This is a genomic window from Enterobacter sp. ECC-175 (assembly GCF_043968675.1).
Lineage (GTDB): Bacteria > Pseudomonadota > Gammaproteobacteria > Enterobacterales > Enterobacteriaceae > Enterobacter.
This window is the reverse complement of record NZ_CP143776.1, coordinates 3,465,120-3,490,189: the sequence shown is the minus strand read 5'-3', so window position 1 is coordinate 3,490,189 and position 25,070 is coordinate 3,465,120. Positions and strand designations below refer to the sequence as shown.

Genomic DNA, 25,070 nt, shown 5'->3' with positions numbered 1-25,070 from the left:
ATTTGCCGGGTTTTTTGTTTTATACCTTGTAGAAATCGCGGTACCAGTCCACGAAGTTCTTCACTCCGTCCTTCACGGTAGTTTGCGGTTTAAACCCGATCACCTCGTAAAGCGCTGACGTATCAGCACTGGTTTCCAGCACGTCGCCCGGCTGAACAGGCATCATATTTTTCTCGGCCTTTTTGCCAAGCGCCTCTTCCAGGGCGGTGATGTAATCCATCAGTTCGACAGGCGAGCTGTTGCCGATGTTGTACACGCGGTACGGCGCAGAGCTGGCAGCGGGTGACCCCGTTTCCACGGTCCAGCTGGCATCCGTCTGGGGAATAACATCCTGCAGGCGAATAATTGCCTCTGCGATATCGTCGATGTAGGTGAAGTCGCGCTTCATCTTGCCGTAGTTATAGACGTCGATGCGCTTGCCTTCAATCATCGCTTTGGTGAATTTAAAAAGCGCCATATCCGGGCGGCCCCACGGACCATACACGGTGAAGAATCGCAGGCCGGTGGTCGGCAGGTTGTAAAGGTGCGAGTAAGTGTGCGACATCAGCTCGTTGGCTTTTTTGGTCGCAGCGTAAAGTGAAACCGGGTGGTCTACGGCGTCATCCGTCGAGAACGGCATCTTGCGGTTCAGGCCGTATACGGAGCTGGAAGAGGCGTACAGCAGGTGCTGAACCTTATTGTGGCGGCAGCCTTCCAGCACGTTGAGGTGACCCACCAGGTTGGCGTCGGCATAGGCATGGGGGTTTTCCAGCGAGTAGCGAACCCCCGCCTGTGCGGCAAGGTGGATCACGCGGTCAAACTTCTCTTCAGCAAACAGCGCGGCCATCCCCTCGCGGTCGGCGAGATCCAGCTTGTGGAAGGTGAAATTGTCGGATTTAAGCAGATCCAGACGTGCCAGCTTAAGATTGACGTCGTAGTAGTCATTCAGATTATCAATCCCAACAACCCTGTGTCCGGCCTCGAGAAGCCGTTTACTAACCTGAGAGCCGATAAAGCCCGCTGCACCTGTAACCAAAAATTTCATATTAATCCTTATCAAATTCTTGCGGGTGCCTCTGAGCACCAGACTGCGTCCATGATAGCGCGACGCGCAACGGTTGCCTAACCCATCTTTCCGATACAACTAATCGGATTCTTATAGAAAAATCCCCAGTAAACGATAAACTGTGCAGATAAATTTTTTTTGCGCTTTTTTTGCTGTTAAGGATTGTATGACGCAGAACGACAATAGCCCGGTCACGCGAAGCAATGACCCGGAGCAGATTGATTTACTTGATTTAGTGCTGCAGCTGTGGCGTGGGAAGTGGGTAATCGGTGCATTTGTCGCCGTGTTTATTGTTCTTGCGGTTGCATACCTGGCGGTTGCCAAAGAGAAGTGGACGTCAACGGCCATCATCGCCCAGCCGGATGCCGCGCAGGTTGCAACGTACAGCAACGCGCTGAATATTTTGTACGGCAGTGCTGCGCCGGGCATGCTGGATATTCAAAACCGCGTGATCGGTCGTTTTAATGCGTCGTTCTCGGCGTTATCGCAGGCGCTAGAAAATCAGGACGTTCCGGAAAAGCTGGTGATTGAACCTGCCGTTAAGGGGCAGCCGCTGCCGCTTAACGTCTCCTATACCAGTGAGTCCGCGGAAGCGGCGCAGAAACAGCTCGCGCAATACATTCAGCAGGTTGATGAACAAACGGCAAAAGAGCTGATCGTTGACCTGAAGGACAACATCAAGCAGCAGATAAAGACTCTCGATGACTCGCTGGAAAACCAGGAGAAAGTCGCGCAGGAGCAGAAAGATCTGCGCATCAAGCAAATCACCGAAGCGCTGAAAAATGCCGAGGCTGCGAAAATTACCTCTCCGCGGCTTCAGCAGACGCAGGACGTCACTCAGGAAACCCTGTTCCTGCTCGGAAGCGAAGCGTTGAAATCGATGATTGACAACGAAGCGTCTCGCCCGCTGGTTTTCTCCCCGGCCTATTACCAGACCAAGCAGTCTTTGCTGGATATTCAGAATTTAAACGTTGAGCCCGATACGCTTCACGTTTATCGCTACGTGATGAAGCCGGATTTACCTATTCGTCGCGACAGCCCGAAAAAGGCCATTACGCTGATCCTGGCCGCGCTGCTTGGCGGGATTATCGGTTCTGGCGTCATTCTGGGGCGTAACGCTTTGCGCAACTACACGCCAAAAGCGTAATGCTTAGATAAAAAAAGGCCGGGTCTCCCCGGCCTTTTTTATTGGTGACGTTTTCGCAAATTCTCAATTACCGCCGTCAGGTCCAGCTCCTGATCCTGCAGCAGCACCAGCAGGTGGTACATTAAATCGGATGCCTCATTCGTCAGCTCTTCCCGATCGTGCACGGTGGCGGCCAGGGCGGTTTCAACGCCTTCCTCACCCACTTTCTGCGCAATACGCTTGGTGCCGCTGGCGTAAAGCTTCGCCGTATAAGAGCTGGCGGGATCTGCGGTTTTACGCTCGGCCAGCAGCTGTTCCAGCTGATACAGGAACAGCCACTGGTGGCCCGCTTCGCCAAAGCAGCTGCTGGTGCCCTTATGGCACGTTGGGCCAACAGGATTTGCCAGCACGAGCAGGGTGTCGTTATCGCAGTCTGGCGTAATACTGACCGCGTTGAGGAAATGGCCCGAGGTTTCGCCCTTGGTCCACAGGCGCTGCTTCGTGCGTGAGAAGAAGGTCACTTTTCCGCTTTCCTGCGTTTTCGCCAGCGCATCCTGATTCATATATCCCAGCATCAGCACCTCGCCGGAAACGGCGTGCTGTACGACCACCGGCAGCAATCCGTCCGTTTTTTCCCAGTCCAGCTGCGCCCGTTGTTGCTCTGTTAACATACCCTGATCTCCACGCCCTGGTCGGCCAGGAACGTTTTTAACACACCAATATTGATAATCTGCTTGTGGAACACGGACGCCGCCAGCGCGCCGTCAACGTTCGCGTCCCGGAAGGCTTCAAGGAAGTGTTCCATCGTGCCCGCGCCGCCGGAGGCAATCAGCGGCACGCTGCACGCCGCGCGCACCTTCTTCAACTGTTCGAGATCGTAGCCATTACGCACGCCGTCCTGGTTCATCATGTTCAATACGATCTCCCCCGCGCCGCGCTTTTGCACTTCTTTTACCCAGTCCAGCGTTTCCCACTGGGTGACGCGGGTACGGCTCTCATCGCCGGTGTACTGATTGACGTGGTATTTGCCGGTTGCGTCGTCAAACCAGGTGTCGATACCGACCACGATGCACTGTACGCCGAAGCGATCCGCCAGACGGGTAATCAGCTCCGGGTCGGCGAGGGCGGGCGAGTTGATGGAAATTTTGTCAGCGCCAAATGAGAGTATTTTGGCCGCGTCTTCGGCGGATTTGATCCCGCCCGCCACGCAGAAGGGAATATCAATCACCTCAGCGACGCGCGCCACCCAGCTTTTGTCCACCACGCGCCCGTCGCTGGAGGCGGTGATATCATAAAATACCAGCTCGTCTGCGCCCTCATCGGCATATCGCTTTGCCAGCGGAACGATGTCGCCGATGATTTCATGGTTGCGGAACTGCACGCCTTTCACCACCTGGCCGTCACGCACGTCCAGACACGGGATTATCCGTTTTGCCAGCATTGAATCGCCTCCGTCACCGTAAATTTTTCTTCAAGTAAAGCGCGCCCAACGATCACGCCGCGCACGCCGGTTCCGCGCAGGGCGGCAATATCTGCCAGTCCGCCGATGCCCCCGGACGACTGAAACGACACCTGCGGATAGCGCGCGCAGACTTCTTCATATAACGAAACGTTCGAACCGGCCAGCGTCCCGTCGCGCGAAATATCGGTGCACAGCACGTGCTTCAGGCCAACCGGCAGGTAAATATCGACCAGCGCCTCAAGGGTTACGCCGGAGTTTTCCTGCCAGCCGCTGACGGCAACCTGCTTGTTGCCCAGTTCGTCGATGCGTACGTCCAGCGCCAGCACCAGCGCGTCTGCGCCAAAGCGGCGGAACCAGCCTTTTACCGTTTCAGGATCTTTTACGGCGGTAGAACCTACCACCACGCGCGCCACGCCCGCGTCCAGCAGGGCCGCAACGTCCTCTTCCGTCCGTACGCCGCCCCCAACCTGGACGGGAACATTCACGCCGGCGACCAGTTTTTTGAGCAGCGGGATCTGGCGCTTCGCCGGATCTTTTGCCCCCGTGAGGTCGACCAGGTGCAGAACGTCCGCACCCTGGGCCGCGTAATCCTGCAGGCGCGGCAGCGGATCATTGCCGTAGTCGCGCTGCTGGCCGTAATCGCCCTGATGGAGACGAACAACCGTGCCGTCAATTAAATCCAGTGCGGGAATAATCATCACATCTCCAGGAAGTTTTTCAGCAGCTGCGCGCCTGCGGCGCCGGAGCGTTCCGGGTGAAACTGCACGCCAAAGAAGTTATCTTTCTGTACCGCCGCGGTAAACGCTTCACCGTAGTTGCACTGGGCGATGGTGTACGCGTTAACCGGCATGGCATAGCTGTGTACAAAGTAAAAATAGCTGCCGTCCTCAATGCCGCGAAACAGGCGGTCGCCCGCCTTCGGGTATACGCGGTTCCAGCCCATGTGCGGCAGCGGCAGGCCGTGGTCCGTCATTTTCGGCACGTCTTCTTCAATAATGCCAAGCAGGTCGACGCCGTTAGATTCTTCGCTGCGGCGGCCAAGAAGCTGCATGCCGAGGCAAATTCCCAGCACCGGCTGGGTGCAGGCCTTGATTAAATCGACCAGCTCGCGCTCGCGAATTTGGTCCATCGCCGCCTGCGCCGTTCCTACGCCCGGCAGAAAGAGCTTATCCGCGCGCAGCACCACGTCCGGGTCGCGGCTCACCGCGGGCTCGTAGCCGTGGCGGGCAATGGCCGATTTCACCGAGTTGAGGTTGGCGCATCCGGTATCCAGAATCACCACGTTCATCACAGCACTCCTTTTGACGAGGGCAGGGCGTCACCTTCCACGCGAATCGCCTGGCGCAGGGTGCGGCCGAAGGCTTTAAACAGGCTCTCCACGCGGTGGTGATCGTTTTTGCCTTTGGTTTTCAGGTGCAGCGTCAGGCCCATGGTATAGGTCAACGAGCGGAAGAAGTGCTCCACCATTTCGGTACTCAGATCGCCTACGCGCTGGTAGGTAAAATCGGCTTTGTATTCCAGGTGCGGACGCCCGGAGATATCCATCGCGCAGCGCGCCAGGCATTCGTCCATCGGCAGAACGAAGCCAAAGCGGTTAATGCCGCGCTTGTCGCCCAGCGCCAGCTTGAGCGCCTCGCCCAGCGCCAGGCCGGTATCTTCCACGGTGTGGTGGTCGTCAATGTAGAGATCGCCTTTCACCGTTATCTCCATGCGGAAGCCGCCGTGGGTGGCGATTTGGTCCAGCATGTGGTCGAAGAAGCCCACGCCGGTGTGGATCTTGCTGCCGCCTTCGCGGTCCAGCCAGACCTTCACGTCAATCTGCGTCTCTTTGGTATTACGCTCCACGTGGGAGTAGCGGTCGCGCCTGGTGAGCTGCTCGCCGATTTTCGCCCAGTTCAGATCGCGTGCGTCGTAGCGCAGGCCCGCAATGCCCATATTTTCGGCGAGCGTCATGTCGGTGGCGCGGTCGCCGATGACGTAGCTGTTGGCTTTATCCAATGCCTCGTTGGCAAGATAGCGCTCAACGAGCTTCACCTTCGGCTTGCGGCAGTCGCACTCGTCGGCAGGCATATGCGGGCAAATCAGTACCTCGTCAAACTTCACGCCCTGAGAGGTGAGGATCTGCATCATCAGGTTGTGCGGACCGTCAAAGTCCGCCTGCGGGAAGCTCGCCGTGCCGAGGCCGTCCTGGTTGGTGATCATCACCAGCTTAAAGCCCGCTTTCTGCAGCTTCAGCAATACCGGGATCGCGTCCGCTTCAAACGCCAGCTTGTCGAAGCGATCGACCTGAAAATCGCTGGGTGGCTCCGAAATAATCGTGCCGTCACGATCGATAAAGAGGTACTTCTGGCTCATACATTCTCCGCTTTCAGGGCGTCAATCACGCGCTGGCTCTCTTCGCGCGTGCCTACGGTAATGCGCAGGCAGCCGCTTAAGGATGGTTGTTTATTCTGGTCTCGTAAGATAATGCCCTGATCCCACAAAGATTTAAATACGGCGCTGGAGGCCGTAAAGCGCGCCAGGATGTAGTTGGTTTCGGAATCAAACACCTGCTCCACGCAGGGAATCGCCTTCAGCGCGCTGACCAGGTACTGGCGTTCCTGCAGAATGTTTGCCACGCGCTCGCGCATCGCGTTGATCCCCTGAGGTGCCAGCGCCTGTGCCGCAATGTCCGCAACCGGCGTTGAGAGCGGGTAGGGGGCGATCACCTTCAGCAGCAGGTCGATGACCTCTTTATTCGCCAGCGTAAAGCCGCAGCGCAGGCCGGCGAGCGCAAAGGCTTTGGACAGCGTGCGTAAAATCACCAGGTGCGGGTATTCCTCAAGCCAGCCCGCCAGCGTGGCCTGAGGGCAAAATTCGATATAGGCTTCGTCGGCCACCACCAGCGCCTTGCCGCGCGTCATCTCCAGCAGCGTGCGAATATCCTGCGGATTGATAATTTGCCCGGTCGGGTTGTTGGGGCTGCAGACGAAGACAACCTTCACGCCGTCAAGGCTGTCGGCAATGCCCTGTAAATCCAGCTGCCAGTCGTCCAGCGCCTGCACGTTGCGGCAGGCAACGCCGAAGGTTTCCGCGCTGACGCTGTACATGCCGTAGGTTGGCTGGCAGTACATCACCGCATCTTTGCCCGGCTCGCAGAACGCGCGGATCAGCAACTCGATCCCTTCATCCGCGCCGCGGCTGACCAGCACCTGCTTCGGCTTCACGCCCGCATACTGCGCATAGTTTTCGATCACCGCTTTCGGCTGACACTCCGGATAGCGGTTCAGCGTCTGCTGCGAAAGTTCAAACTGCACCGCGGTGGGGTATTCGTTGGCGTTTAGCCAGACGTCGCCGCTGCCGCCGAGACGGCGAGCTGACTGATACGGAGTCAGTCGACGAACGTTTTCGCGGGCTAATTCTTCAATGTTCATGCTTGCTCCTTCAGGGCGGCGACGCGCAGCGTCACGGCGTTTTTGTGGGCGGTCAGGCGCTCGGCGGCGGCCAGCGTTTCAATGGTGGCCGCGAGCGAGGCAAAGCCTTCACGGGAAAGCTCCTGCACGGTCATGCGTTTCTGGAAATCGGCCAGCCCCAGGCTCGAACAGGTCGCGGTGTAGCCGTAGGTCGGCAGAACGTGGTTTGTGCCGGAGGCGTAATCTCCCGCAGACTCCGGCGACCAGTCGCCGAGGAACACCGAGCCCGCGCTGGTGATGCTATCCACCAGATCCCGCGCGCGGCGGGTCTGAATAATCAGGTGTTCAGGACCGTACTGATTAGAGATGGCAATACACTGCTCAAGGTCGCGGGTCACGATCAGGCGGCTGGCAGAGAGCGCCTGGCGCGCCGTCTCTGCACGGGGCAAATCGGCAAGCTGCCGCTCGACCGCTTCGCCCACGCGCTTTGCCATTGCGGCGTCCGGCGTCAGCAAAATCACCTGCGAGTCCGGGCCGTGCTCCGCCTGTGAAAGCAGGTCGGAGGCCACGAAGTCGGGGGTTGCGCCGCTGTCGGCAATCACCAGCACTTCGGACGGCCCGGCGGGCATATCGATCGCCGCGCCGTCCAGCCGCTGGCTGACCTGACGCTTTGCTTCGGTAACAAAGGCATTGCCCGGCCCAAAGATTTTATCTACCTTCGGCACGGACTCGGTGCCGAAGGCCAGCGCCGAGATGGCCTGCGCGCCGCCAACCTTGAATATCTCCTGCACGCCGCAGAGCTTCGCGGCATAGAGGATCTCATCGGCAATCGGCGGCGGTGAGCAGAGCACCACTTTCTGACAGCCGGCAATGCGCGCCGGAGTCGCCAGCATTAATACGGTAGAGAAAAGCGGGGCCGACCCGCCCGGAATGTAAAGACCGACGGAAGCCACCGGACGCGTTACCTGCTGGCAGCGCACGCCGGGCATCGTCTCCACGTCTACCGCGGGCAGTTGCTGCGCGGTGTGGAAGGTTTCAATATTTTTAACCGCCACGGCCATTGCCCGCTTGATCTCATCGCCGAGGCGGCCTTCCGCTTCGGCAATATCCCGCTCGGTGACCCTTAACGCGTCGACCTCGGTTTTATCGAACTTTGCGCTGTATTCGCGCAGCGCGTCATCGCCTCGGCGCTTAACGTTCTCCATAATTTCGGCGACGGTGCGGGTGATGCTTTCCGAGGCTGAAATTGCCGGGCGCATCAGTAATTCACGCTGCTGCTCTTCGGTGCAGCTATTCCAGTCGATGAGGGTGTTAAAGGTCATGGCGATTACTCCATCATCTTCTCAATGGGCAGCACCAGAATGGAGCTGGCGCCCAGATCCTTGAGCTTTTCCATGGTTTCCCAGAACAGGGTTTCGCTGCTGACCATGTGCATCGCCACGCGCTGCTGATCGCCCGCCAGCGGCAGAATGGTCGGGCGCTCGGCGCCCGGCAGCAGGGCAATCACTTCGTCCAGGCGTTCGGTTGGCGCGTGCATCATGATGTATTTGGATTCGCGCGCCTGAATCACGCCCTGAATGCGGGTCAACAGACGGTCAATGAGCTGCTGTTTGGCATCGTCCATCTCACCGTCGCGCTGAATCAGGCACGCTTTTGAGCGATAAATAACTTCTACTTCGCGCAGGCCGTTGGCTTCCAGCGTTGCGCCGGTTGACACCAGATCGCAGATGGCGTCAGCCAGCCCTGCGCGCGGTGCCACTTCAACGGAGCCGTTAAGCAGGCAGGATTTGAACTGCACGCCTTTCTGATCGAGGTAACGCTTCAGCAGGTGGGGGTAGGAGGTGGCGATTCGCTTGCCGTTCAGCGCTGCCGGGCCGTCCCAGGCTTCGTCTGCCGGGGTGGCAAGCGACAGGCGGCAGCCGCCGAAATCGAGACGGCGCAGGGTAAAATAGCGCGGGTCTTCGCCCTGGGCCCGGCGGGTCAGCAGCTCTTCTTCCAGCACGTTTTCGCCGATGATGCCAAGGTCAACCACGCCGTCCATCACCAGGCCTGGGATATCGTCATCACGAACGCGCAGAATATCGATAGGCATGTTTTCCGCCAGCGCAATCAGGCGCTGGGTGTGCAGGTTGATTTTAATCCCGCAGCGGGCCAGCAGCTCGCGTGAATCGTCACTCAGACGGCCTGATTTTTGAATAGCTATGCGCAAACGTGAGTTATCTAACATTCTTTATTCCTCGTTAACCTGTTTTAACCTGTCTGAATACGGTCCAAAAAAAAGCCCCCGGAAGAAGATCTTCCGGGGGCTTTCTCATGCGTTCATGCACCACTGGAAGATCCAAACGTCTTCCAGCACACATCGCCTGAAAGACTAGTCAGGATGATGGTGATGATGGTGGAGTTTAAATTGAACGCGTGTCATATAAATTCTCGTTGAATGCTTATGCATCAGATGTCTTTTAACCTAAACCACTTAGGCGACAGAAAGCAAGGGCTTTTTTTAATCATTAATTCATTTCATATTGATGCAATGAATTGTGTGTTTGTCAGCGCTGGCGTAGCCTTATGAAAGACAGGTGAGAGCCAGGAGAATTTGTATGAAAAAGGTCGCGATTGTCGGTTTAGGATGGTTAGGGATGCCGCTGGCGATGTCGCTCGCCGCGAAAGGCTGGCAGGTAACCGGCAGTAAAACCACGGCAGACGGGGTGGAAGCCGCACGCATGTGTGGCATCGAAGGGGTTGAGCTGCGCCTCGAACCGGAGCTGGTCTGTGATGCTGATGACCTCGATGCGCTGATGGATGTCGATGCGCTGGTCATCACCTTACCCGCACGTCGCAGCGGGCCGGGAGAAATGTTCTACCTGCAGGCCGTGCAGGAGATTGTCGACAGCGCGCTGGCCCACCATATCCCGCGCATTCTCTTCACCAGCTCGACGTCGGTTTACGGCGACGCTGACGGGACGGTGAAGGAAAATACCGAACGCCAGCCGGTGACCGCCAGCGGACGGGTGCTGAAAGAGCTGGAGGACTGGCTGCATAACCTGCCGGGCACCCAGGTGGATATTCTGCGCCTTGCCGGGCTGGTGGGGCCGGGGCGTCATCCCGGGCGTTTCTTCGCCGGGAAATCGGCGCCGGACGGGCAGCACGGCGTTAATCTGGTGCATCTTGAGGATGTTATCGCCGCCATCGAGCTGTTGTTGCAGGCTCCAAAAGGCGGTCACATCTATAATATATGTGCACCTTCCCATCCGGCACGCAGCGAGTTTTATCCGCTGATGGCGCGCCAGCTTGGCCTGACGCCGCCTGTCTTTAGCGAGGCGCGGGGGGAAGGTAAAGGCAAAGTCGTTGATGGTAATCGTATTTGTCGTGAGCTGGGATTTGAATATCAGTATCCCGATCCGCGGGTCATGCCAATGGAATAATTCCGTCAGCGGAAATTCTCGCACACCGTAAGGGGGCGAACATGAAGCCGCTGCTGGATGTTCTGATTATTCTGGATGCGCTGGAGAAAGAGGGGAGCTTCGCGGCGGCGTCGGCGAAACTCTATAAAACGCCTTCAGCACTCAGCTATACGGTGCACAAGCTGGAGAGCGATCTCAATATTCAGATCCTCGACCGCACCGGCCATCGCGCGCGTTTTACCCGTACCGGCCAAATGCTGCTGGAAAAGGGGCGCGACGTCCTTCACGCGGTTCGGGTGTTAGAAAAACAGGCCGTGAAGCTCCATCAGGGATGGGAAAACGAGCTGGTCATCGGCGTTGACGATACGTTTCCCTTTTCCCTGCTGGCGCCGCTTATCGAAGCGTTCTATCAACACCACAGCGTCACCCGGCTGATCTTCATCAACGGCGTGCTGGGCGGCTCCTGGGACGCCCTGACGCAGGGACGGGCGGACATTATCGTCGGTGCGCTCCACGAGCCTCCCCAGCTCAGCGATTTCGCTTTTGCCCGGCTCGGCACGCTTGAGCAGGTCTTTGCCGTCGCGCCACATCACCCGCTGGCCAGCGAACCTGAGCCGCTCAATCGGCGCATGATTAAAAACTTCCGCGCGATTGTGGTGGGGGACAGCTCCCGGCCGGGCTGCGCCGTCTCTTCCCAGCTGCTAGACGAACAGGAAGCCATTACCGTATTTGATTTCAAAACCAAGCTGGAGCTGCAGATAAGCGGATTAGGCTGCGGCTACTTGCCGCGTTATCTTGCGCAGCGGTTTATAGAAAGCGGCGCGCTGGTGGAAAAACAGGTTTTAGCCCAAAGCAGCAACGAACCGGTATGGATTGGCTGGAATGAACAAACCGCAGGGCTTGCCAGCGCCTGGTGGCGGGAGCAAATTTTAGCAAATAGTGCTATTGCCGCGGTTTACGCGCAGGCGGATGCCGGTAAATCAGACGGTTAGTAAAATTAATTTATTGATGCGTTTCTCAATCTATTGCGTTTTGTGTCTGGAATAGGGCAAAATGCCGCCGCTGCAAACAAATGAATAATCGACGATATAAAAGGCGTCGGTTATTTTTTTTTGCATGTACGAAACGAAACTAAAACCAAGAGGCCGGGCTTCGTACCGGATAGATACTTACTAAAATCCGACAGTTGTTGTCGCTGAGGAATACAGAAATGGGGCAATTTTTCGCTTACGCGGCGGTATTCACCGTAAAGGAGAATAATCATGTCGCTTAATGCAACTCCAAACACCTCTCGCGTGGAATTACGTAAAACGCTTACGTTAGTTCCGGTTGTTATGATGGGCCTTGCCTATATGCAACCAATGACGCTGTTCGATACGTTCGGTATCGTATCAGGCCTCACGGACGGTCACGTGCCGACGGCGTACGCCTTCGCGCTGATTGCGATCCTGTTTACCGCGCTTAGCTACGGTAAGCTCGTGCGTCGCTATCCGTCTGCCGGTTCTGCCTATACCTATGCCCAGAAATCTATCAGCCCGACCGTTGGCTTTATGGTTGGCTGGTCATCGCTGCTCGACTATCTGTTCGCGCCGATGATCAACATTCTGCTGGCAAAAATCTATTTCGAAGCGTTGGTGCCGTCGATACCGTCCTGGGTATTTGTGATAGCGCTCGTGGCGTTTATGACCGCCTTTAACCTGCGCAGCATCAAATCTGTCGCCAACTTTAACTCCGTTATCGTGGTGCTTCAGGTTGTGCTGATTGCCGTTATCCTTGGCATGGTCATTTACGGCGTGTTCCACGGTGAAGGGGCGGGAACGCTGGCGAGCAGCAAACCGTTCTGGTCCGGCGATGCGCACGTCATCCCGATGATTACCGGAGCGACGATTCTGTGCTTCTCCTTTACCGGCTTTGACGGGATCAGCAATCTGTCTGAAGAGACCAAAGACGCGGAGCGCGTGATTCCGCGTGCGATCTTCCTGACGGCGCTGATCGGTGGCCTGATCTTTATCTTTGCCACCTACTTCCTGCAGCTGTACTTCCCGGATATCTCTCGCTTTAAGGATCCGGATGCGTCGCAGCCAGAAATCATGCTCTACGTGGCGGGCAAAGCGTTCCAGGTTGGCGCGCTGATTTTCTCTACCATCACCGTTCTGGCGTCCGGCATGGCGGCACACGCAGGCGTTGCGCGTTTGATGTACGTGATGGGTCGCGATGGCGTCTTCCCGAAAAGCTTCTTCGGCTACGTCCATCCGAAATGGCGTACCCCGGCGATGAACATTATCCTGGTAGGCGCAATTGCGCTGCTGGCGATTAACTTTGACCTGGTCATGGCAACGGCGCTGATTAACTTCGGTGCGCTGGTGGCGTTCACCTTTGTGAACCTGTCGGTTATCTCTCAGTTCTGGATCCGCGAGAAGCGCAACAAAACGCTGAAAGATCACTTCCAGTATCTGTTCCTGCCGATGTGCGGCGCGCTGACCGTCGGTGCCCTGTGGGTGAACCTGGAAGAGAGCTCCATGGTGCTGGGCCTGATTTGGGCCGGTATCGGCCTGATTTACCTGGCCTGCGTAACCAAAAGCTTCCGTAACCCGGTACCTCAGTACGAAGACGTCGCGTAAGACGGTGTCGGGTGGCGGTTAAGCGTACCCGACACGCTCGTTCGTAGCCCCCTCGTCAGAGGGCAAAAAAAAGCCGGAGACATCGTCTCCGGCTTTTTTGTATCCATCACTCAGACTATCTCTTGCGCGTACTGGAACAGGGATTTTAACAGCGCCTGTTTCTCTGCGTTTCCTTCGTACTGTCCATACAGCATTTCCAGCTCCTGGGCATAGCTATTAAGAAACTCCGGCGTAAAGACGTTGCGTCGATGCTGTAGCCAGCGCTCCTGCTCTGCTTCATCCAGCGTGCCGGGGAAGTTACGCGCCCGGTAGTTAAATATCAGCTTTTCAATGCGTTTATCGGCGAAGGTGATATCCAGCGCGGGGAGATTGCGCGGCTCGGTCTGCAGCACGATATTCATGGCCGCGCGATCGGCGTCGCTAAAGAAGCCGTTGTAGAGCTGCGCATCGACGTTCTCGAAGGGGACAAACGGCTCGGCTTCGGCAAAGATTGCTACCACCTTCTCGCGCACCTGCGGGTTTTCGCGCAGCACTTTCAGGTTATCCAGGCAGCGCTGACGGTTAATCCCCAGCCTGTCCGCGTCTTCAGGGCGCAGCGTATTGGCCTGCGCCAGAACCGGGCATTTATTGATATGCACCAGCTTGACCGGCACGGCGGGCAGATCGCCCAGCTCGGCTTTTGGGGTGTACAGCCGCTCGCGCAGCGCGTCGCTGTCGAGCTCAAGCAGCGGGGAAATGTCACCGGCTAAATCCACCATAATCACGGCGTTGCGGTTGTCCGGATGCCAGGCCAGCGGCGCAACCCAGCTGGTATTCCCGCGCCACGCGCCAAACATGCCGGAAATATGCACCAGCGGCTTCATCTGCGGGACGTCGATAAGCGTTGTGAGCTTCTGCTTGCTGCGGTGGCTGAGCAGGTATTCAAAAAGACGCGGCTGTGCGGCCTTCACCAGCTTCGCCATAGCAATGGTGGCATACACGTCGGCCATCGCGTCGTGCGCGTTACTGTGCTCAATGCCGTTGGCGCGCGTCAGGTGTTCCAGGCGGAAGCTCGGCAGGCCATCTTCGTTTTCCGGCCAGTTAATGCCTTCCGGGCGCAGGGCATAGCAGGCGCGCATGATGTCCAGCAGGTCCCAGCGTGAATTGCGGTTTTGCCAGCTCCAGGCGTAGGGATCGTAAAAGTTACGGTAAAAGATATTGCGCGTCACTTCGTCATCGAAGCGAATGTTGTTATAACCCACCACGCAGGTATTGGGCACGGTGAAGATATCGTGAATACGGCGTGCAAACTCCGCTTCATTGACGCCTTTTTCTCGTGCTTCCTGCGGCGTGATGCCCGTTACCATCACGGCGCCGGGCTGGGGCAGATAATCATCCGCCGGACGGCAATAAAAGACTTCCGGCTCGCCGATAATATTGAAATTGTCGTCGGTACGGATGGCGGCAAACTGCGCCGGACGGTCCAGCGCTGGATGGGTGCCAAAGGTTTCGTAGTCGTGGAATAAAAACGTGAGCGCGGCAGAATCAGACACCAGTAATACCATCCTGTTAAAAAATGACGCCTCTATGGTAAACGATCGCGGTGGGCAGGCCGAATAAAAAGCGACGTCAGAGGCGATTTTTGCGAGCCGCCTTCAGGCGAAAATAAGATATTTGTCACATTTTTTTGCAATTAAACAAGGTAAGGACACGCGAACTCCCGTAAAAAGGTCAACGATTTTTACTGACCTGAGGATATACCGTTGAAACGCCGTTTGTTTATTGCTGTTTCTTTACTCGCTTCGAGCATTTCTTCCGCGTGGGCCGTTCAACCGCTGGATTTTGCACCTCAGCCTCCGGCTATTCAGGCGGGGTCCTGGGTGTTGATGGATTATACGACCGGGCAAATTTTAACGGCGGGCAATGAACATCAACAGCGTAATCCTGCAAGCCTGACCAAGCTAATGACGGGCTACGTCGTCGATCGCGCTATTGATAGCCACCGCATTAGCCCTGACGACATCGTCACCGTTGGCCGCGACGCGTGGGCAAAAGGGAACCCCGTTTTTGACGGCTCGTCGCTCATGTTCCTGAAAGAGGGCGACCGCGTTTCGGTGCGCGACCTCAGCCGCGGGCTGATCGTCGATTCAGGCAACGACGCCTGCGTGGCGCTGGCGGACCACGTTGCGGGCGGCCAGCCGCAGTTCGTCAAGATGATGAATGACTACGTTGAAAAGCTGAATCTGCGCGATACCCACTTTGAAACGGTACACGGTCTTGATGCGCCGGGCCAGCACAGCTCGGCCTACGATCTGGCCGTGCTCTCCCGCGCGATTATTCACGGCGAACCTGAGTTCTACCATATGTACAGCGAAAAGAGCCTCACCTGGAACGGGATCACTCAGCAAAACCGCAACGGCCTGCTGTGGGATAAAACCATGAACGTCGACGGCCTCAAAACCGGCCATACCTCAGGTGCCGGTTTTAACCTGATTGCCTCGGCGGTAGATGGCCAGCGTCGTTTAATTGCGGTAGTAATGGGGGCTGATAGCCCGAAAGGGCGCGAGGAGCAGGCCCGCAGGCTGCTGCACTGGGGACAACAGAATTTCGACACGGTGCAGATTCTGTATAGCGGCAAAAAAGTGGGCACGGAGCGCATCTGGTACGGTGATAAAGAGCAGATCACGCTGGGTACTGACCAGGACTTCTGGCTGGCGCTGCCGAAAGCGGAATTGCCGAACATCAAAGCGAAATACGTGCTGGATAAAAAAGAGCTGGAAGCGCCCATTGCGGCCCATCAGCGCGTGGGTGAAATAGAGCTGTACGATCGCGACAGGGTGGTTGCACACTGGCCGCTGGTCACGCTCGAAAGCGTCGGTAAGGGCGGTCTTTTCTCGCGGCTGGGTGATTATCTACACCATAAAATCTAGCGCTGTTTCACCTCTTTCGAGCAGACTGGCAGGGTTGCGAGTCTGCTCGCATAATCAACACATCCCGTTTGCCGGTAATCTCAATCCTGAATTATAGTGTATATACATACAGTAATGAGCGGAGGCACCATGGACTACAGCATCACACAGCAGCAGAAACGTAAGATAGCGGGTTTTCACATGGTAGGGCCGTGGGAAAACACGGTAAAGCAGGGCTTTGAACAGCTGGCAATGTGGGTCACAGGGCGTCACATTCAGCCGCTGGAGTGGGTTGCCGTTTACTATGATAACCCGGATGAAGTTCCGGCAGAAAAACTGCGCTGCGACACGGCGGTGACGGTACCGGACGATTTAGTGATTCCTGAAAACAGCGAAGGCGTCATGCTGACTGAAATCGGAGCGGGGGATTACGCGCTCGCCACCGCGCGGGTGGAAAATCACGATTTCGCTACGCCGTGGAATCAGTTCTTCAACTCCCTGCTGGAGGACGTCAACTACCGGATCGCCCCCAAACCCTGCTTTGAACGCTATCTGAACGATGGCAATGCCGATGGCTACTGGGATATTGAAATGTATATTCCGGTTGAACATAAAGTGTCTTAGTCACATTAAAGGCAGGGTTTTTCAGTCGGGTGCATTTCGCCCGGCTGAAAACGCAGTACAATTACGGTCTGCCGTGTAGCTGGAGAGCGGGTGTGCGTCCCGACAAATCATTAACCCCTTTTGAAATTCGTCTGTATAAACATTACCGCGTGGTGCATGGGTGCCGTATCGCGCTCGCGTTTGTGCTGACCTTCGTGCTCGTGCGCTTGCTCGATATTCCTGAAGGAACCTGGCCGCTGATTACGCTGGTGGTTGTCATGGGGCCGATCTCTTTTTGGGGAAACGTCGTTCCGCGCGCCCTGGAGCGTATTGGCGGCACCGTGCTCGGTTCCGCGCTGGGGCTGATCGCCCTGAAGCTCGAGCTAATCTCATTTCCCGTTATGCTGCTGTGGTGCGCTGCAGCGATGTTTCTCTGCGGGTGGCTGGCGCTGGGGAAAAAACCGTATCAGGCTCTGCTGATTGGCATCACGCTCGCGGTGGTGGTCGGTGCGCCGGCGGGGGACATGACGACTGCATTGTGGCGAAGCGGGGATGTGATCCTCGGCTCGCTGCTCGCGATGCTGTTTACGGGCGTCTGGCCGCAGCGTGCGTTCCTGCACTGGCGGATACAGATGGCAAATTACGTGACCGCATTTAACCGGGTTTACCAGGCCGGCTTTTCGCCAAACCTGGTCGAACGGCCGCGGCTGGAAAAGCATTTGCAGAAGATCCTCACTGACGTGGTCAAAATGCGCGGGCTGATTACGCCTGCCAGCAAAGAGACGCATATCCATAAAGGCATTTTCGAGGCAATTCAAACGGTGAGCCGCAACCTGGTCTGTATGCTGGAGCTGCAAATTAACGCCCACTGGGCCTCGCGCCCGAGCCATTTGCTGATGCTTAACGCGCACACTCTTAAAGAGACGCAGCAAATGACGCAGCAGACGCTGCTCACCATCGCCCATGCGCTCTATGAAGGCAATCCTCAGCCGATACTGGCAAACAGCGAACGGCTCAATGAGATCGTGGCCGAACTGAAGCAGCTGATGAACGAGCGTCAAAGCGACAACGTGGCGGAAACGCCGATTCACGGCTACGTCTGGTTGAGCATGGAACTGGCTCGCCAGCTTGAGCTGTTATCGCAACTTATCTGCCGGGCGCTGCGCAAATAAAAGCCTTATGTGACGGCTGCTGCTTCGATTCAGCAGCAATTGGGGTTATGATAGCTTTAAACGTTATACTGATTGTCATTAGCCGCCGCTGTCAGTAAGGTTACTGTTACAACGGCTGCCTTAACGAATCCGAATCTCACATTATCAGGGGTGTAAAAATGGAAACTATCAAGCCTTCGTTCCAGGATGTTCTGGAATTTGTCCGCCTGTTCCGCCGCAAAAACAAGCTGCAGCGTGAAATCCAGGACGTTGAGAAGAAGATCCGTGACAACCAAAAGCGCGTTCTGCTGCTGGATAACCTGAGCGACTACATCAAGCCGGGTATGAGCGTAGAAGCGATTCAGGGCATCATCGCCAGCATGAAAAGCGATTATGAAGATCGCGTAGATGACTACATCATCAAAAATGCCGAGCTGTCCAAAGAGCGTCGCGACATCTCTAAGAAGCTGAAAGTGATGGGCGAAATTAAAAACGCCGAAGCGAAAAGCGAATAATCACCTCAGATATGAAAAAAGCTCCCGGCAACTGGGAGCTTTTTTTTTCGCCGTTTTTGCAGGTCGTCGCCCCCGCCCGGCCTGCGATGAACGCTTTTGGTAGGCCCGGTAAGCGCAGCGCCGTCGGCTATTTTTACCGGGCTTAGAAAAGCAAAAAGCCTGCTGTAAAAGCAGGCTTCTTAAATGTGGCTCCTCTGACTGGACTCGAACCAGTGACATACGGATTAACAGTCCGCCGTTCTACCGACTGAACTACAGAGGAATCGTTGTGGAGGCCTATCTTAGCGGCGAAAAAACTTTTGTCAAACACGATTATAGACGAATGCGATTGATTGCCGATTCTGTCGACAGTTTGTTGTAATTGCACACATCTTTTTCTGGAAATACTTTGCAGGATAGCCATTTCTACATCATCATTTGAAATGGAGTTTCAACTTTCTCGCTAAGGTCCATTTTGAACGTCACCGCCCCTCTGCGCCAGGCGATCGCGCGCACGCCATGGTATGCAAAACGTAAAAGCTATCGAGTTCTGTTCTGGCGAGAAATTACCCCGCTTGCAGTACCCATCTTTCTGGAAAACACCTGCGTCCTGCTGATGGGGGTGCTAAGCACCTTCCTGGTCAGCTGGCTCGGTAAAGAGGCGATGGCCGGCGTCGGGCTGGCGGACAGCTTCAATATGGTGGTGATGTCGTTTTTCGCCGCTATCGATCTGGGCACCACGGTGGTGGTGGCGTTTAGCCTTGGGAAACTCGATCCCAAACGCGCACGCGAGGCGGCCAGACAGTCTCTGATGATCATGACCGTTTTTTCCATCATCCTGGCGGCGGTGATCCACTACTACGGCAAGGAAATCATCAATATTGTCGCAGGCGAAGCCACCGCTGAGGTGAAGGACCTGGCGCTAACCTATCTTGAAATGACCGTGCTCAGCTATCCGGCTGCTGCGATTGCGCTCATCGGCAGCGGCGCGCTGCGGGGCGCGGGCAACACCAAGATTCCGCTGTTGATAAACGGCGGCATGAATATCCTGAATATCATCATCAGCAGCATATTGATCTACGGCGTCTTTTCCTGGGAGGGCTTAGGGTTTGTCGGGGCCGGGCTTGGGCTGACGATTTCGCGCTATATCGGGGCGGCCGCTATCGTCGGGGTGCTGGTGGCAGGCGTCACGCCTTCGCTGCGTATCTCCTTGAAAAGCTATTTTCGTCCATTCAATTTCGCCATTATCTGGGAAGTGATGGGGATTGGTATTCCGGCCAGCGTTGAATCGGTGCTGTTTAACGGCGGCAAGCTGCTGACGCAGATGTTTGTCGCCGGGATGGGGACGGATGTGATTGCCGGTAACTTTATTGCGTTCTCCATCGCCTCGCTTATCAACCTGCCGGGCAACGCCCTCGGCTCCGCGTCGACCATTATTACCGGAAAACGCCTTGGCAAGGGGCAAATAGGGCAGGCGGAGCGCCAGCTGCGCCACGTTTTCTGGCTGTCGACCATCGGCCTGACGGCTATCGCCTGGGGAACCGCGCCCTTTGCCGGGCTCATGGCGTCCTTCTATACCCACGAGCAGGATGTGAAAGAGGTGGTTAAGATCCTGATTTGGCTCAACGCCGCGTTTATGCCGATCTGGGCCGCCTCCTGGGTGCTGCCCGCAGGGCTTAAGGGCGCGCGCGATGCCCGTTTTGCGATGTGGGTAACGATGCTCGGCATGTGGGGCTGCCGCGTGGTTGCGGGGTATACGCTCGGTATTGTTCTGGGGATGGGCGTCGTCGGCGTCTGGCTGGGGATGTTCCTCGACTGGGCCGTGCGTGGCGCGCTGTTCTACTGGCGAATGGCGAGCGGCCGCTGGTTATGGAAATATCCCCGCGTAAAGCCTCAGCCGATCGTCCCGGAAGCTGAAGAGTGCCTGCCAAATGCGCGAAGTGGAGAATAAATCAGCAAACGAACGGAAATCTGCATTATGCCTTTGACATCACGGGGGAGCATCGATAATATGCGCCCCGTTCACACGATTCCTCTGTAGTTCAGTCGGTAGAACGGCGGACTGTTAATCCGTATGTCACTGGTTCGAGTCCAGTCAGAGGAGCCAAATTTGAAAAGCCTGCTTTTACAGCAGGCTTTTTGCTTTTCTGCGTTCCGGAAAATTGCCGGCTGGCGGCTTCGCCTTACCCGGCCTGCGGGACAGCAGGCCGGGAAGGCAACGGATCGCGCTAGCGGCTCACGCGAATCGGCGCGGTTGCCTCAACCAGCCAGGGCCGCGCGTCGCTGTTTACCCGCGGCGACAGGGCGTCCCGCACCTGCTGATGATAATCATCCAGCCACTGTTTCTCCTGCTCGGTTAACAGCTGCAGTTCAACCTGGCTAAGGTCAATTGGGACCAGCGTCAGCGAGGCGAACCGGCAAAATCCCGGACGGCTCTCGACAATCTCCACCTGGTTTTCGATACGAATGCCGTGGCTGCCGCCCAGGTAGTACCCCGGCTCGATGGTCATGATATTGCCCGCCGCCAGCGGCCACGAATTAACCTTTTTCGCGATGCGGTGCGGGTTTTCGTGGATCAACAGCTGGTGCCCGACGCCGTGCCCGGTGCCGTGATCGTAATCCAGCCCCATTTCCCACAGCGGACGGCGCGCAAACGCATCCAGCTGGTGACCGTAGCTGCCGGACGGGAATTGCAGCGTAATCAGCGATAAAAAGCCTCTCAGCACGGCGGTGTAGTGCAGGCGCTGCTGCGGGTCAACCTTGCCCCAGGCCAGCGTGCGCGTGGCGTCGGTCGTGCCGTTACGATACTGGCCGCCAGAATCATTGAGGTAAAAATGGTTGTGGCCGATCGGTTTATTGCTGGCCTCGCTCGAATGATAGTGGCACATCGCCGCGTTGCTGGACGAGGCCGAAATAGTGGCAAAGCTCTGCTCGATAAATCCCGGTTGCTGCTGGCGGAAGGCGAGCTGCTGCGCCTGAACCTCAAGCTCGGTCAGCGGCTGGCCGGAGGCGACGCGCTTAGGCACTTCCCGGCTCAGCCAGGCAAGAAAATTGACCCACGCCGCGCCGTCCTGGTGATGGCATTCGCGATAGCCCGCCAGCTCCACCGGGTTTTTACCGGCCTTGAGCAGCGTAATAGGGTCAGTCAGCCAGAGAATGTCGCCCTGCGGCTCAATTGCGAAGCGCAGCGCGACGGGCGCGGAATCCGGGTCGACCACGATCCGCTTGCCCTTCGCAAGCTGCTTGCAGCGAGGGATGAACGCATCCTGCGGTGAGAGGGTAAACTGCCCGGCGACGGACGGCGGAAGGTCCGCCAGCTTGTCGTCATTCACGAACCACTCAACGGCGCCGTCGCGTCCCAGCAGGGCAAAGGAGAGGGGAACCGGGCTGGTTGGAATATCCGAGCCCCGCACGTTCAGCAGCCACGCAATGTTATCCGGTAGCGTAAGCGCCAGGTAATCGGCCTGGCTGTCGTTGAGAAGCGTCGCCACGCGCTGCCGCTTGCTGGCGCTGCTTTCGCCGGCAATCTCATCCGGCATGGCGCGAATAACCCCCGCAGGCGCGGCGGGCCGCCCGGCCCAGAGCGTATCAAACGGCGAATCGTCCAGCGCCACCGGCTCGCACGGCGTTGAAGAGAGCTGCGCGTAGTCCACGTTGGTCATCAGCATCGCCTCGAAGCCAATGCGCGCGCCGGGCGACACGTTTGTCGCCAGCCATTGCGCCAGCGGCTCGTTGTGCAGGTGATGGATCGAAAATTCGTCCATGTTCACCTGCATGCGCGCCTGCACCTGATAGCGGCCGTCAACGAACAGCAGGGCCCGATCCTGCAGTATTAGCGCCAGCCCGGCCGAGCCGTCAAAGCCCGTCAGCCAGGCGAGCTTTTCATCGTACGGCGCGCAGTACTCGCTTTGCCAGGCGTCGGCCCGCGGGACGATCATGCCGTCCAGGCCGTTTTCACGCAGCCTGTTTCGCAGGGCGGCAAGCGGTGATGTGGTGTGCATGGTGTTTCCTTTTGATTAGCGGAAAGGCGGCTCGTTAAAGGTGCGCAGCTTGCGGGAGTGCAGCTTATCGCCCTCGGCGCGCAGTAAATCGATCGCCCGGATGCCGATCTGCAGATGCTCCGAAATCGCCCCTTCGTAGAAGCGGTTGGCCTGGCCCGGGAGCTTGATTTCACCGTGCAGCGGCTTATCGGACACGCAAAGCAAGGTGCCGTACGGCACGCGGAAGCGATAGCCCTGCGCGGCGATGGTGGCGCTCTCCATATCAATAGCGACCGCGCGGCTGAGGTTGAAGCGCAGCGCCGAAGCCGAGTAGCGCAGCTCCCAGTTGCGGTCGTCGGTTGTCACTACCGTGCCGGTGCGCAGGCGCTGCTTAACCTCTTCGCCGGGCATGCCGCTCACCTCTTTAGTGGCGTCATACAGCGCGCGCTGGACCTCGGCGATGCTCGGGATAGGGATATCCGGCGGAAGTACCGCATCCAGCACGTGGTCGTCGCGCAGGTAGGCGTGGGCCAGCACGTAGTCGCCAATCAGCTGGCTTTCGCGCAGGCCGCCGCAGTGGCCGATCATCAGCCAGACGTCCGGGCGCAGAACCGCCAGATGGTCGCAGATGGTTTTAGCGTTCGACGGCCCAACGCCAATGTTAATTAAGGTGATCCCCTGGCCGTCCGCGGTGATCAGGTGCCAGGCGGGCATCTGGTGTTTTTTCCACGCCAGGTCGGAAATCGCCTGCTCGGGCGCCTCGGTTTCGGCGGTGATCCAGATCCCGCCCGCGCAGGAGAGGGCAATATACGGGCTTTCCGGGTCCAGAATTTGGCTGCAGCCCCAGCGAACAAACTCGTCTACGTAGCGGGTGTAGTTGGTAAACAGCACGAACGGCTGAAAATGCTCGGCGGGCGTGCCGGTGTAGTGGCGCAGGCGGGCGAGGGAGAAATCGACGCGGCGGGCGTCAAAGTGCGACAGCGGTGAAAACTCTGCCGGGTGGAAAATGCCGTCTGCGGTTTCATCGCCAATCTGCGACAGTTCGGTGGTTGGGAAGTGGCGCGTCAGCCCCGCGCTCATCGAGCGGTCAAGCGTCAGCGCCGAACCGTCGATCACGTAAGGATAGGGGATTTCGTGCTGTGAAGGCTCAACGGAAATGCGGGCGTCGTAATCCTGATACAGCAGGGTGAGCTGCTCTTCAAGATAGGGCCGAAACAGCGCCGGGCGGGTCACCGTGGTGCTGTAGCAGCCCGAATGGGTAAAGCGCGCGTAGGCGCGGGTTTTAGGCGTATTGGTCGCGCGGCCATCCCAGGTGACGGACAGCGAAGGATAAACAAAAAGGCCACGACTTCTGGCCTTTTCGTCGGGAAGCGTCCCGTTTTCAATGTAGTCTGCGATCGCGCTGCGCAGCGCGTTGACGGACTGCTCGTACAGCGCGTCGAGTTTTTCCAGCGCCTGAGCCGGGGTCAGGCTGGAGCCCTTATTATTCATCTCTGTCTCCTTGTTCCACAGGTGTTTCACCGTTGTGTGGCGATACCCGATAGTATGTCACACGCCTGTGAAACAAAAGGGAGGAGATTAGCCGCGGGGCGACTCTTTCATAAATAGCGCCGTGGCGGCAGAGAGCAGGCAGCCCGCCAGCAGGTAAATGGCCACGCTGTGCCAGTTGCCGCCGGAGAAGGTCACCAGCGCGGCGGCGATGAACGGCGTAAAGCCGCCTCCCACCACGCTTGCCACCTGATAGCCTACGCCCGCGCCGCTGTAGCGATAGCTGGCGCCAAACAGCTCGGTGAACATTGGCTGCTGTACGCACACCACCATGTCATGCGCAACGTTTGCGAGCATGATGGCAAAGAAGACGATCCAGAAGACCGACTGCGCCTCCAGCGCCATAAAGAACGGCCAGGCGCTCAGGGTGCCGATGAGCGCCCCGGTGATATAGACGCGGCGGCGGCCAAACCGATCCGCCAGCCAGGCGAAGCAGGGAATGGTCAGGCAGCTGATCCCGCCCACCACCAGCCCGATGTTCAGGAACAGTTCGCGCGGCAGGCCAAGATTTTGCGTCGAATAGTTCAGCGCAAACGCCGTGACGATATACATCGTCAGCAGCTCGCACAGGCGCAGGGCGATGATTTTCAGAAAAGCGCCAGGGTGCTGGATCAGGGCTTCCATCACCGGCAGCCGCTTTTTCCCCGCTGGCGTTTCGCATTGCTGCTGTTGCTCAAACTCGGCGGACTCTTCCATCCCGTTGCGCACCCACAGGGCGGCAATGACCAGCACGATGCTGAAAATGAACGGGATGCGCCAGCCCCAGCTCAGGAACTGTTCGTCGGTGGTGAACTGGCTTATCAGCGACACCAGCCCGGTAGAGAGCAGCAGGCCAACGCCGTAGCCCACCTGCACGCCGCTGCTGTAAAACGCCTTCTTGTTTTTCGGCGCGCTTTCGACGGAGAGCAGCGCCGCGCCGCCCCATTCGCCGCCGACGGCGAAGCCCTGAATAGCGCGCAGGGTAACCAGCAGCGCCGGGGCCCACCAGCCGATGGCCTCGAACGATGGCAAGATGCCGATCAGCGCGGTGGCGATGCCCATCATCCAGACGGTGAGCATCAGCATGCGCTTGCGCCCCAGCCGGTCGCCGAAGTGGCCAAAGATCACGCCGCCGAGAGGGCGGAACAGGAAGCCCACGCCAAAGGTCGCAAAGGCGGCGAGCGTGCCCATTGCGGGGCTAATCTGCGGGAAAAACTCCCGGTTAAACACCAGCGCGGCGGTAATGCCGTAGAGCAGAAAGTCATACCAGTCGACGACGGCCCCGGCGAAGCTGCCGAGCGCTGCCCGCCGGGCGCGGCTGAGAGAAGGCGTCTCCTCGTGGGAACGATCTGAGGTGAGGGTGGAGTCCATAGTTGTCCT

At 57.6% G+C, this 25,070-nt stretch carries 25 protein-coding genes, 2 tRNA genes and 1 other annotated feature; of the genes, 12 read left to right on the top strand and 15 right to left on the bottom strand.

The window, feature by feature from the left end; translation table 11 throughout:
• Window positions 1–19: 19 nt before the first annotated feature.
• Window positions 20–1,024, bottom strand: a complete 1,005-nt coding sequence (locus V1599_RS16720; RefSeq protein ID WP_112010481.1) for an NAD-dependent epimerase — start codon at window positions 1,022–1,024, stop codon at window positions 20–22.
• Window positions 1,025–1,211: 187 nt separating this feature from the next.
• Between V1599_RS16720 and wzzB the strand changes: the two genes are divergently transcribed.
• Window positions 1,212–2,192, top strand: a complete 981-nt coding sequence (gene wzzB / locus V1599_RS16715; RefSeq protein WP_395300472.1) for an LPS O-antigen chain length determinant protein WzzB — start codon at window positions 1,212–1,214, stop codon at window positions 2,190–2,192.
• Between the two features lie 38 nt (window positions 2,193–2,230).
• Here the strand turns inward: wzzB and hisIE are convergent, their stop codons facing one another.
• The 9 genes from hisIE to hisL form a co-directional block, all read right to left on the bottom strand.
• Window positions 2,231–2,842, bottom strand: a complete 612-nt coding sequence (hisIE, locus tag V1599_RS16710; RefSeq protein ID WP_395300471.1) for a bifunctional phosphoribosyl-AMP cyclohydrolase/phosphoribosyl-ATP diphosphatase HisIE — start codon at window positions 2,840–2,842, stop codon at window positions 2,231–2,233.
• Window positions 2,836–3,612, bottom strand: a complete 777-nt coding sequence (gene hisF, locus V1599_RS16705) for an imidazole glycerol phosphate synthase subunit HisF (RefSeq protein WP_395300470.1) — start codon at window positions 3,610–3,612, stop codon at window positions 2,836–2,838. The genes hisIE and hisF overlap by 7 nt, the downstream gene beginning before the upstream one ends.
• Window positions 3,594–4,331: a 1-(5-phosphoribosyl)-5-[(5-phosphoribosylamino)methylideneamino]imidazole-4-carboxamide isomerase gene (hisA, locus tag V1599_RS16700; RefSeq protein WP_112010485.1), complete on the bottom strand. Its 738-nt coding sequence runs from the start codon at window positions 4,329–4,331 to the stop codon at window positions 3,594–3,596. The genes hisF and hisA overlap by 19 nt, the downstream gene beginning before the upstream one ends.
• Complete coding sequence (hisH, locus tag V1599_RS16695; RefSeq protein WP_112010486.1) at window positions 4,331–4,921, bottom strand: imidazole glycerol phosphate synthase subunit HisH; 591 nt, start codon at window positions 4,919–4,921, stop codon at window positions 4,331–4,333. The genes hisA and hisH overlap by 1 nt, the downstream gene beginning before the upstream one ends.
• The gene (hisB, locus tag V1599_RS16690; protein ID WP_395300469.1) at window positions 4,921–5,988 is read right to left on the bottom strand and encodes a bifunctional histidinol-phosphatase/imidazoleglycerol-phosphate dehydratase HisB; all 1,068 of its coding nucleotides are present in this window, start codon (window positions 5,986–5,988) and stop codon (window positions 4,921–4,923) included. The genes hisH and hisB overlap by 1 nt, the downstream gene beginning before the upstream one ends.
• On the bottom strand, window positions 5,985–7,046 hold the full coding sequence (gene hisC, locus V1599_RS16685) for a histidinol-phosphate transaminase (RefSeq protein WP_395300468.1): 1,062 nt from the start codon (window positions 7,044–7,046) through the stop codon (window positions 5,985–5,987). Before hisC ends, hisB begins: the two co-directional genes overlap by 4 nt.
• A complete protein-coding gene (gene hisD / locus V1599_RS16680; RefSeq protein ID WP_395300467.1) occupies window positions 7,043–8,347 on the bottom strand; it encodes a histidinol dehydrogenase in 1,305 nt (434 codons plus the stop codon). The genes hisC and hisD overlap by 4 nt, the downstream gene beginning before the upstream one ends.
• 5 nt (window positions 8,348–8,352) lie before the next feature.
• The gene (gene hisG, locus V1599_RS16675; RefSeq protein ID WP_395300466.1) at window positions 8,353–9,252 is read right to left on the bottom strand and encodes an ATP phosphoribosyltransferase; all 900 of its coding nucleotides are present in this window, start codon (window positions 9,250–9,252) and stop codon (window positions 8,353–8,355) included.
• A gap of 45 nt (window positions 9,253–9,297) precedes the next feature.
• Window positions 9,298–9,421 (bottom strand) — a sequence feature (His leader region).
• Window positions 9,397–9,447, bottom strand: coding sequence for a his operon leader peptide (hisL, locus tag V1599_RS16670; RefSeq protein WP_112010712.1), 51 nt, complete (start codon window positions 9,445–9,447; stop codon window positions 9,397–9,399). Its footprint overlaps the feature before it by 25 nt.
• A gap of 175 nt (window positions 9,448–9,622) precedes the next feature.
• On the opposite strand from hisL, the gene V1599_RS16665 reads away from it, so the two are divergent.
• From V1599_RS16665 to plaP, 4 genes are all read left to right on the top strand, one after another.
• Complete coding sequence (locus tag V1599_RS16665; protein WP_112010491.1) at window positions 9,623–10,447, top strand: SDR family oxidoreductase; 825 nt, start codon at window positions 9,623–9,625, stop codon at window positions 10,445–10,447.
• A gap of 41 nt (window positions 10,448–10,488) precedes the next feature.
• On the top strand, window positions 10,489–11,418 hold the full coding sequence (locus tag V1599_RS16660) for a LysR substrate-binding domain-containing protein (protein ID WP_395300465.1): 930 nt from the start codon (window positions 10,489–10,491) through the stop codon (window positions 11,416–11,418).
• Between the two features lie 218 nt (window positions 11,419–11,636).
• Entirely contained in the window at window positions 11,637–11,699 is a 63-nt protein-coding gene (yoeI, locus tag V1599_RS16655) for a membrane protein YoeI (protein WP_112010713.1), read from the top strand.
• Window positions 11,689–13,047: a putrescine/proton symporter PlaP gene (gene plaP, locus V1599_RS16650; RefSeq protein ID WP_112010493.1), complete on the top strand. Its 1,359-nt coding sequence runs from the start codon at window positions 11,689–11,691 to the stop codon at window positions 13,045–13,047. The genes yoeI and plaP overlap by 11 nt, the downstream gene beginning before the upstream one ends.
• Before the next feature lie 110 nt (window positions 13,048–13,157).
• Here the strand turns inward: plaP and sbcB are convergent, their stop codons facing one another.
• On the bottom strand, window positions 13,158–14,591 hold the full coding sequence (gene sbcB / locus V1599_RS16645) for an exodeoxyribonuclease I (RefSeq protein ID WP_395300464.1): 1,434 nt from the start codon (window positions 14,589–14,591) through the stop codon (window positions 13,158–13,160).
• A 192-nt stretch (window positions 14,592–14,783) separates the two neighbouring features.
• Here sbcB and dacD point away from each other — a divergent pair, with 192 nt between their 5' ends.
• From dacD to V1599_RS16625, 4 genes are all read left to right on the top strand, one after another.
• The gene (gene dacD / locus V1599_RS16640; RefSeq protein WP_395301588.1) at window positions 14,784–15,956 is read left to right on the top strand and encodes a serine-type D-Ala-D-Ala carboxypeptidase DacD; all 1,173 of its coding nucleotides are present in this window, start codon (window positions 14,784–14,786) and stop codon (window positions 15,954–15,956) included.
• A gap of 129 nt (window positions 15,957–16,085) precedes the next feature.
• Window positions 16,086–16,559: a DNA gyrase inhibitor SbmC gene (gene sbmC, locus V1599_RS16635; RefSeq protein ID WP_395300463.1), complete on the top strand. Its 474-nt coding sequence runs from the start codon at window positions 16,086–16,088 to the stop codon at window positions 16,557–16,559.
• Between the two features lie 92 nt (window positions 16,560–16,651).
• Window positions 16,652–17,710, top strand: coding sequence for an FUSC family protein (locus V1599_RS16630; protein WP_112010496.1), 1,059 nt, complete (start codon window positions 16,652–16,654; stop codon window positions 17,708–17,710).
• 158 nt (window positions 17,711–17,868) lie between these two features.
• Window positions 17,869–18,204, top strand: a complete 336-nt coding sequence (locus V1599_RS16625) for a DUF496 family protein (protein ID WP_028013754.1) — start codon at window positions 17,869–17,871, stop codon at window positions 18,202–18,204.
• A gap of 186 nt (window positions 18,205–18,390) precedes the next feature.
• Here V1599_RS16625 and V1599_RS16620 read toward each other — a convergent pair.
• Window positions 18,391–18,466 (bottom strand) — tRNA-Asn (locus V1599_RS16620).
• Between the two features lie 6 nt (window positions 18,467–18,472).
• Here V1599_RS16620 and V1599_RS16615 point away from each other — a divergent pair.
• The 3 genes from V1599_RS16615 (at window position 18,473) to V1599_RS16605 (ending at window position 20,290) form a co-directional block, all read left to right on the top strand.
• Window positions 18,473–18,565: a DUF5951 family protein gene (locus tag V1599_RS16615; RefSeq protein ID WP_220092923.1), complete on the top strand. Its 93-nt coding sequence runs from the start codon at window positions 18,473–18,475 to the stop codon at window positions 18,563–18,565.
• 93 nt (window positions 18,566–18,658) lie between these two features.
• Window positions 18,659–20,134, top strand: coding sequence for a multidrug efflux MATE transporter EmmdR (gene emmdR, locus V1599_RS16610; protein ID WP_395300462.1), 1,476 nt, complete (start codon window positions 18,659–18,661; stop codon window positions 20,132–20,134).
• 80 nt (window positions 20,135–20,214) lie between these two features.
• Window positions 20,215–20,290: transfer RNA gene (locus tag V1599_RS16605), tRNA-Asn, on the top strand.
• Window positions 20,291–20,411: 121 nt separating this feature from the next.
• Here V1599_RS16605 and V1599_RS16600 read toward each other — a convergent pair.
• The 3 genes from V1599_RS16600 to shiA form a co-directional block, all read right to left on the bottom strand.
• Window positions 20,412–22,184, bottom strand: coding sequence for an aminopeptidase P family protein (locus tag V1599_RS16600; protein ID WP_395300461.1), 1,773 nt, complete (start codon window positions 22,182–22,184; stop codon window positions 20,412–20,414).
• Between the two features lie 15 nt (window positions 22,185–22,199).
• On the bottom strand, window positions 22,200–23,654 hold the full coding sequence (locus V1599_RS16595; RefSeq protein ID WP_395300460.1) for an AMP nucleosidase: 1,455 nt from the start codon (window positions 23,652–23,654) through the stop codon (window positions 22,200–22,202).
• A gap of 87 nt (window positions 23,655–23,741) precedes the next feature.
• Entirely contained in the window at window positions 23,742–25,061 is a 1,320-nt protein-coding gene (shiA, locus tag V1599_RS16590) for a shikimate transporter (RefSeq protein WP_395300459.1), read from the bottom strand.
• Between the last annotated feature and the right edge of the window lie 9 nt (window positions 25,062–25,070).

What these genes read in the sequence shown, in the direction of transcription:
- V1599_RS16720 (WP_112010481.1), bottom strand. Translation starts at nt 1,024, where the DNA reads ATGAAATTTTTGGTTACAGGTGCAGCGGGCTTTATCGGCTCTCAGGTT.
- wzzB (WP_395300472.1), top strand. Translation starts at nt 1,212, where the DNA reads ATGACGCAGAACGACAATAGCCCGGTCACGCGAAGCAATGACCCGGAG.
- hisIE (WP_395300471.1), bottom strand. Translation starts at nt 2,842, where the DNA reads ATGTTAACAGAGCAACAACGGGCGCAGCTGGACTGGGAAAAAACGGAC.
- hisF (WP_395300470.1), bottom strand. Translation starts at nt 3,612, where the DNA reads ATGCTGGCAAAACGGATAATCCCGTGTCTGGACGTGCGTGACGGCCAG.
- hisA (WP_112010485.1), bottom strand. Translation starts at nt 4,331, where the DNA reads ATGATTATTCCCGCACTGGATTTAATTGACGGCACGGTTGTTCGTCTC.
- hisH (WP_112010486.1), bottom strand. Translation starts at nt 4,921, where the DNA reads ATGAACGTGGTGATTCTGGATACCGGATGCGCCAACCTCAACTCGGTG.
- hisB (WP_395300469.1), bottom strand. Translation starts at nt 5,988, where the DNA reads ATGAGCCAGAAGTACCTCTTTATCGATCGTGACGGCACGATTATTTCG.
- hisC (WP_395300468.1), bottom strand. Translation starts at nt 7,046, where the DNA reads ATGAACATTGAAGAATTAGCCCGCGAAAACGTTCGTCGACTGACTCCG.
- hisD (WP_395300467.1), bottom strand. Translation starts at nt 8,347, where the DNA reads ATGACCTTTAACACCCTCATCGACTGGAATAGCTGCACCGAAGAGCAG.
- hisG (WP_395300466.1), bottom strand. Translation starts at nt 9,252, where the DNA reads ATGTTAGATAACTCACGTTTGCGCATAGCTATTCAAAAATCAGGCCGT.
- V1599_RS16665 (WP_112010491.1), top strand. Translation starts at nt 9,623, where the DNA reads ATGAAAAAGGTCGCGATTGTCGGTTTAGGATGGTTAGGGATGCCGCTG.
- V1599_RS16660 (WP_395300465.1), top strand. Translation starts at nt 10,489, where the DNA reads ATGAAGCCGCTGCTGGATGTTCTGATTATTCTGGATGCGCTGGAGAAA.
- plaP (WP_112010493.1), top strand. Translation starts at nt 11,689, where the DNA reads ATGTCGCTTAATGCAACTCCAAACACCTCTCGCGTGGAATTACGTAAA.
- sbcB (WP_395300464.1), bottom strand. Translation starts at nt 14,591, where the DNA reads ATGGTATTACTGGTGTCTGATTCTGCCGCGCTCACGTTTTTATTCCAC.
- sbmC (WP_395300463.1), top strand. Translation starts at nt 16,086, where the DNA reads ATGGACTACAGCATCACACAGCAGCAGAAACGTAAGATAGCGGGTTTT.
- V1599_RS16625 (WP_028013754.1), top strand. Translation starts at nt 17,869, where the DNA reads ATGGAAACTATCAAGCCTTCGTTCCAGGATGTTCTGGAATTTGTCCGC.
- V1599_RS16600 (WP_395300461.1), bottom strand. Translation starts at nt 22,184, where the DNA reads ATGCACACCACATCACCGCTTGCCGCCCTGCGAAACAGGCTGCGTGAA.
- V1599_RS16595 (WP_395300460.1), bottom strand. Translation starts at nt 23,654, where the DNA reads ATGAATAATAAGGGCTCCAGCCTGACCCCGGCTCAGGCGCTGGAAAAA.
- shiA (WP_395300459.1), bottom strand. Translation starts at nt 25,061, where the DNA reads ATGGACTCCACCCTCACCTCAGATCGTTCCCACGAGGAGACGCCTTCT.